Raw genomic sequence first — 5864 nt, 5'->3', positions numbered from 1 at the left:
TCGCATAATTCGTTGCCTTACTATGCGCTGAGTTCTGTACCGACCTGCTGGTTAGGCTTTAGTCGGGCTGGTTTTCCAGCTTGCTTACATTAGCTTTCTTGGCGCACGGGACAGAACACTTAATTCTTTCTTTTTTTGGCCCAGGTTTCTTGCAATAAGTATCTGTCCCAAGATTATAAAATCCGCTCAACGAATTGTTGGGTGTGATTTTTTTGTGTATTATTATTTATTTTCATAATCAAAGGGTATCTTTTCCATAAAATAGGGATGCAAATTTATTAATTCCTTTACAGCTTCCCTCGCAACAATAGCTATTAAATCTGGATCATTAGTGTATGTTTTCAGCAGTACTTTGTATGTATAATGACTTCCTCTATATAATTTTGATACTACAATATCTTCTTTGTAGTTTTTGCTGCGTCCTAGAAAGAATACTGATTCAACAAAAGGAATATCATTATCGTTTATGTTAATGATAGACCTCACTCCATGTTGCCATACATAGTCTTCATAAACTAAAGTGTTTTCTTTTAAGTTTTGGATGTCTTTTTTTTCGGCGGTGCTCCCAGTTGCCTCAACGGATCTATTTATTTTTGGGAATTGTTTATCTTCTCGATGGTTTGCCTTTAATTCAATGAACTCAGCTAACCGTTCTAATTCTTTTTCTATTTTTTTTAAGCGAACAAAGTCACTTTTTTTAAAATTACTTTCATTTATATCATTTATTGGAGCTCTATCACTTGTAATAACAGTTGGTGTTTTAAATGAGTCTCTCTTTTCTATCGGGAATACTTCTGAAATGGGTTGAGTGGGGTTTTCGTTAGATTTTTGAATATATGGTATGGTCCAAATAACTGCGGCGATAATCAATGGACTTACAATTGCGACAAATAAAGGATGGCGAAATACATTATCACTTCTAGGAGGGGTAAATCTTATAATTTTAATGTCAACTGGATCATCACGACCGATTTCATTAATCGTTTTAATTCCAACTATTCCTTTTGCTTCGAGGTTATTTGCTGTACGAGAAGCCTCAGCAAAATCACAGCCCAGCATCTTGGATAATTCCTGTAGAGAAATCTCATTTCCGCTAAATTTTTCTCGCAAATGATTTACTATGTCATTTTCGACTGGAACATTATCCATATCTATATGTATTTTTAGATAGCGTTGCATTTCATTTTTGATTCTTCTCAAGGAAAAAAATGATTTTCTATGCAATTCACTCTTGTCAAGTTCAAGCCATGAAGCCATCTTATATTCGCTTCGTTCATCAAAAGATTCACGGGATTTACAACATTCGATTAGCTTTTCGATGTCTTTGACGAGATTATCTTTTTCTCGAAAGTACAAAGCAAGGATGCTTATACCAGAAATGCTCATCAAAAAGGTAATCATAAATTGCTGATTCATTTTATTTTTTTCTCATGACAAAAAGGGGGCAGTCCCCTTTTCCTTTTCTCTATTCCTATTCTAACACTGCCTATTTTGCCCTAATTATAGTTATCCCTTTAGCGCCTTGATTTTTTAAAGCTTTTGCCCATTTATTTATCATAATATCAACTAGAAAGGGACTAATATCCATAAACTTTAAGACTGTTGGTAAATTATTTTCATCTATAAAATAAATATATGGCTCCGAGACTGGTTGTTTATTAAAGACTGCTCGGTACATGCTATCATATTGTTTTCCCGACAAACATTCTCCTTCTGCAAATTTCCAATTACTATCTAAATCTATACTTTTTATTTCCAATACCTGTTTGCAAATTGTCTCATTTGAGCATTTTATTAATCGAATAAGATAGTTATTGTTTTTCGATTTGTGTGCAATCATGGCGTAATAGTTTCCTGCAAAACACACGGTATTTATACATAACATGAACATAACTGCGATTGATAGACTTTTAATGCATCTTTTTTTCATACCTAGTCCCCTTTATAATTTTCAACCCACTTTTTTGCATCGCCCTTTGAATTAAATGGAAATACAGGTTTAATACCATTATTCTTATTAACAACTATACAGAATTTATTGTCTGAATAAGGAACAATAATCAATTCTGTATTATTTTTGATAAAAGTCTCTGTTTTCATACTTTTCTCCTCTAAATAAATGATTGCAACAACCATTTATTAGTTTATGGTGTAGGAGAAATAGTTTCCCTACACCTATCGTCAAGCTCTGAATATTAGTATTCCACCACCAATCAGAAGCAATGCAAACAAAACGCCATAAAACCCGAATATCATTCCAATCGCGAACAGCACCACTAACCCGATTGCAAATAGAATAAACAGTAATAATTTTGCCATATGTCTCACTTTCGTATGGGAAAAATGGGCACCTCCCTTTTCTATCTAACCCCTGTTTCTCACATTTATATGCTTACACTATAGTAATTTACGATAATATCAAGTGAATATTTAGGGTTCAAAGAATTAAGGGGACAGGATACTTAATTATGGCTATAAAGGTATAAAGTAGTCTATAAAGGGGTCACACCTATTTATTATAAACGGCTACAGCTTGAATACTTCACCATCTTCGAGCAATCGTACATTACTAAAGAATTCTGTAAACTGTCATGGTATCAATGTATGGTAGGCAATCAAATGGCCTGTTTGGACACGCGTTTACCTGCTGGTTGGTCGAAGAAACACTTTGTTTTTATGGCAAGGGCTTCAAAATTATCGTAACTCTTTCATTAACTGTTCCAATCTCGCAGACTATCCACGCTGTTTCGGTTTCTAGCCTTTGTGATCCGTACCCAAAAGGATTCTTAAATTGATAACGAAATGTGTCTCCAGGATTAATGTAGCTCTTACTAGGATACTCTAAAATACCGACTTTTTCTAACTGATATACTTTACCGTCTTTAGTAGTGATGGCAAAACCGTCTGTAAAATAGTTAGTAAATATTGGATTGTCTGTATTGTTTGTAATTTTAATAGTCAGGCCCGGGTCTACATCAGCACTAGCCCAGGCATGTATGTCATCATTGATTGACTTAGCTGATCCATATTTCACTTTTCCCTCTGAATAACTATCTATTCGAAAATCGATGAGGGCCTGAAGACTCTTTATCCCTACTCCATAGAAATGATTCTCTGTTAATGTAACACAACCAGTGAACAAGACTACAAATAGCATGATGAATGAAAGACAGACTCTCATAATTGCTCCTCCTGATCTTCAGCTAACAAATAAGTGCTTAGTTTGCAGTAAATCTTTCTGTTTTGCACGGACTATTTGCTTCATTAGCAACCCCTCACAAAATGGAAAATATTCCATAATGTGCACCTCATATCTTATTATACAGCGTTCTACACAAAAGGGAATACATACATCATTATGATTTTAAAGAAAATAAGTAGAAAATAAAGAAATAGCTCGACATACTAACTAAATGCTTTTAAGAACTTAGAGTATTTAGAGGGGTAAATATTTTTACCCCTCAACTGTAAAGGACGATAACTCCTATCCCTAGTATCAAACTCCCATAAACCTGTCTCCGTAGCAATGCAGTAACATCAGAATTCACTCGCCATTGGAATGGCGAAGCCGCATAAAAGGTCTGGGGGAATGACTGGTTAGAACTTTTTATTCATTTAAAGTTATTTGTTCGCTTATAACTTTGCGCGCTTCATCTTCCACTATGTTAAAGCGTCTCCTTATAGCTTTTGTAAAATTTACATCTGTAGGATCGTGAAAAGTTCTCTCGATATTTAGAAATTTACAATATTCTTTAAGCTGATCACTATACATTATTGCCCCACTATGGCTTACTAAATCCCTCAAAAGAAATGATTCTCTCTTAGAATCGGGGGGAATATTTGAATTAACGTATTTAGGGTATTGCTTTTTATCTGGAAAAGCAATTTCGACAATTTGGAATAGTAGATTTACCATTGCGGCAATTGGTAAATCAGGTAATTTAGCAAGCTGCCATAATCGTAATTGAACTGTCAAACATGGAGTCCACTGCTGCTTGGTTGAATTGTCGGGAATTTTTTCAACACATCTGAAATCATTACGAAAAGATTGTAGTCGAGTCGTTACCCCATCATCATTTTTTTTCCATTCAAATTGTGGGTTGAGCTGTTCACCTGTCAGAAAAAAAATCCTGTCACACTCTTTCTGAACTTCAATAAAAACGTCCCTATCTAACCCACTCATCGTTTCAACGATAAGAAAATATTTTCCATTCTCTATCTTAATCCGGAAATTATCAGGAAATATTTCTTTAGCTTGTTCATGGCTAAAAGTTTTAAATTTTGAAATACTATAACAATGTTTTGTCATATTTTTCAGTTCTAACAATAAGGGTAACTTTCGGCGGTTTTTTTAGCCGTCAAGTTCACCCGCTGGTTAGCGATTTTTTTCATATTCACCAGGATATTGCCAAGACGGATATTTAAAAATGCGTTTTAATGAGAAATTTGTTGGCAATGTTGGATTAATGGTTGCCCCGTTTTCACTAGCAAGAATCAACCCACCTGGGAAAGGAAAAATGCCATTCATTACGATGTGCGATTTGTTTTTATAGAAGAATTGATAGATTGGAGTTTGTGTATTGTCCACGATCTCAAGAGCGGTTTCATTTGAATTAAAATCCCAATTGGAAGGCTTGTTTGAAAGTTTGTTTTTTTTGATTTCTATTGGAGAAAGACCACTACCACCATAAATTTTAACATCAGCGTACAATTGGCCCCCTTCAATATATAATTCAACCGGACGGTAATTACTAAATACGAATAGATTGTTCATGTGTTCTTTTTCTAAAACTTCTTTTTTGAACTCAACGGTAATCCCTCGTTCTCCAAGAGAGAAAGAAAAATTATCGACGTTCTCAGAAAACATTGGTTCTTTAAGTTTTGGATTTGATTTGATGTCATTATGCCAATAAAGAGCAAACGAAAGAGCATAAGTTACGATGGTTAAAAATATTACCCATACTGCGGCAACACGATGAGAATTATAAATTATTCCGGCAGTAAAAAGAAGAAGAGTGGCTACAATCCCAAAACCAAATATAGCTACTTTCATTATTCGTTTTCCTCTCTTTTCATTCTGATGTGGATAACGTTCAGACTTGGTGTTTCAGTTGGCTTTATGATTACTGGATTTCTATCTCGCTAACATATTATTATATAAATTCCATAGCATAGGAACATTTTATCATATAAGGCAAATATTTCTTATTATTTTTATTAATAATCCCTTCCATAATGGATACTATTACATAATGTGCGGCTAATATCTTATTGTACAGAGTTCTATATAAAAGGAAATACACATATCATTATGAGTTTAAAAGAATAAGTAGAAGGTAAACAAATGCCCGAGATACTAACTAAATGCTTTTATGAACTTAGAGTATTTAGAGGGGTAAATAATTTTACCCCTCAACTGTAAAAGACGATAACTCCTGTCCCTACTATCAAACTCCCATAAACCTGTCTCCGTAGCAATGCGGTAACAAAACCATGGATGCCACGGCGCACTAAGAAACCCCTCAACACCACCATGCTTACGTATAAAACGATAATATCTTCTATAATCTCTATTAATGGTACGCCTCCAATGATAAATACCACGACAATCAGTAACCTCCCTATACAAATACCTACCCTTCCTCCTAACATCTCTAGGAGCAATACCAAACATACCTACGAAACCCCAAAAGCAGAAACGTGTAACAGTAAATATATATAACATAACGAACTCCCTTCTCTGCGTGATAATGAATGCGCAGCCCTCAATAAGAAAACTGCTAACATTCACAAAAGGAACAATCTACACAGGAAACAAATATAAGACCATCTTCCTCGCGAAGGACAAGATCACAACCACACTC

At 34.7% G+C, this 5864-nt stretch carries 7 protein-coding genes; all 7 read right to left on the bottom strand.

What is annotated here, in order from left to right:
* Positions 1 to 222: 222 nt before the first annotated feature.
* A complete protein-coding gene (locus P9M13_07870; GenBank protein ID MDP8263203.1) occupies positions 223 to 1416 on the bottom strand; it encodes a hypothetical protein in 1194 nt (397 codons plus the stop codon).
* 70 nt (positions 1417 to 1486) lie between these two features.
* Positions 1487 to 1930 carry a hypothetical protein gene (locus P9M13_07865; protein MDP8263202.1) on the bottom strand — a complete coding sequence of 148 codons (444 nt, stop codon included), beginning with the start codon at positions 1928 to 1930 and terminating at the stop codon, positions 1487 to 1489.
* A 2-nt stretch (positions 1931 to 1932) separates the two neighbouring features.
* On the bottom strand, positions 1933 to 2100 hold the full coding sequence (locus P9M13_07860) for a hypothetical protein (GenBank protein MDP8263201.1): 168 nt from the start codon (positions 2098 to 2100) through the stop codon (positions 1933 to 1935).
* Between the two features lie 574 nt (positions 2101 to 2674).
* Positions 2675 to 3181 carry a hypothetical protein gene (locus P9M13_07855; GenBank protein ID MDP8263200.1) on the bottom strand — a complete coding sequence of 169 codons (507 nt, stop codon included), beginning with the start codon at positions 3179 to 3181 and terminating at the stop codon, positions 2675 to 2677.
* Between the two features lie 426 nt (positions 3182 to 3607).
* Complete coding sequence (locus P9M13_07850; GenBank protein ID MDP8263199.1) at positions 3608 to 4309, bottom strand: hypothetical protein; 702 nt, start codon at positions 4307 to 4309, stop codon at positions 3608 to 3610.
* Positions 4310 to 4375: 66 nt separating this feature from the next.
* Positions 4376 to 5053 (bottom strand): hypothetical protein, encoded by a 678-nt coding sequence (locus tag P9M13_07845; GenBank protein ID MDP8263198.1) that lies wholly within the window; start codon positions 5051 to 5053, stop codon positions 4376 to 4378.
* Between the two features lie 303 nt (positions 5054 to 5356).
* Positions 5357 to 5725: a hypothetical protein gene (locus P9M13_07840; protein MDP8263197.1), complete on the bottom strand. Its 369-nt coding sequence runs from the start codon at positions 5723 to 5725 to the stop codon at positions 5357 to 5359.
* Positions 5726 to 5864 lie beyond the last annotated feature (139 nt).

This window comes from Candidatus Ancaeobacter aquaticus (assembly GCA_030765405.1).
Classification (GTDB): Bacteria; Auribacterota; Ancaeobacteria; order Ancaeobacterales; family Ancaeobacteraceae; genus Ancaeobacter; species Ancaeobacter aquaticus.
The sequence above is the reverse complement of the archived record's forward strand: the minus strand, read 5'-3'. Positions and strand labels throughout refer to the sequence as shown.

Coding starts and splice junctions, on each gene's coding strand:
- P9M13_07870 (MDP8263203.1), bottom strand. CDS start 1,416: ATGAATCAGCAATTTATGATTACCTTTTTGATGAGCATTTCTGGTATA.
- P9M13_07865 (MDP8263202.1), bottom strand. CDS start 1,930: ATGAAAAAAAGATGCATTAAAAGTCTATCAATCGCAGTTATGTTCATG.
- P9M13_07860 (MDP8263201.1), bottom strand. CDS start 2,100: ATGAAAACAGAGACTTTTATCAAAAATAATACAGAATTGATTATTGTT.
- P9M13_07855 (MDP8263200.1), bottom strand. CDS start 3,181: ATGAGAGTCTGTCTTTCATTCATCATGCTATTTGTAGTCTTGTTCACT.
- P9M13_07850 (MDP8263199.1), bottom strand. CDS start 4,309: ATGACAAAACATTGTTATAGTATTTCAAAATTTAAAACTTTTAGCCAT.
- P9M13_07845 (MDP8263198.1), bottom strand. CDS start 5,053: ATGAAAGTAGCTATATTTGGTTTTGGGATTGTAGCCACTCTTCTTCTT.
- P9M13_07840 (MDP8263197.1), bottom strand. CDS start 5,725: ATGTTATATATATTTACTGTTACACGTTTCTGCTTTTGGGGTTTCGTA.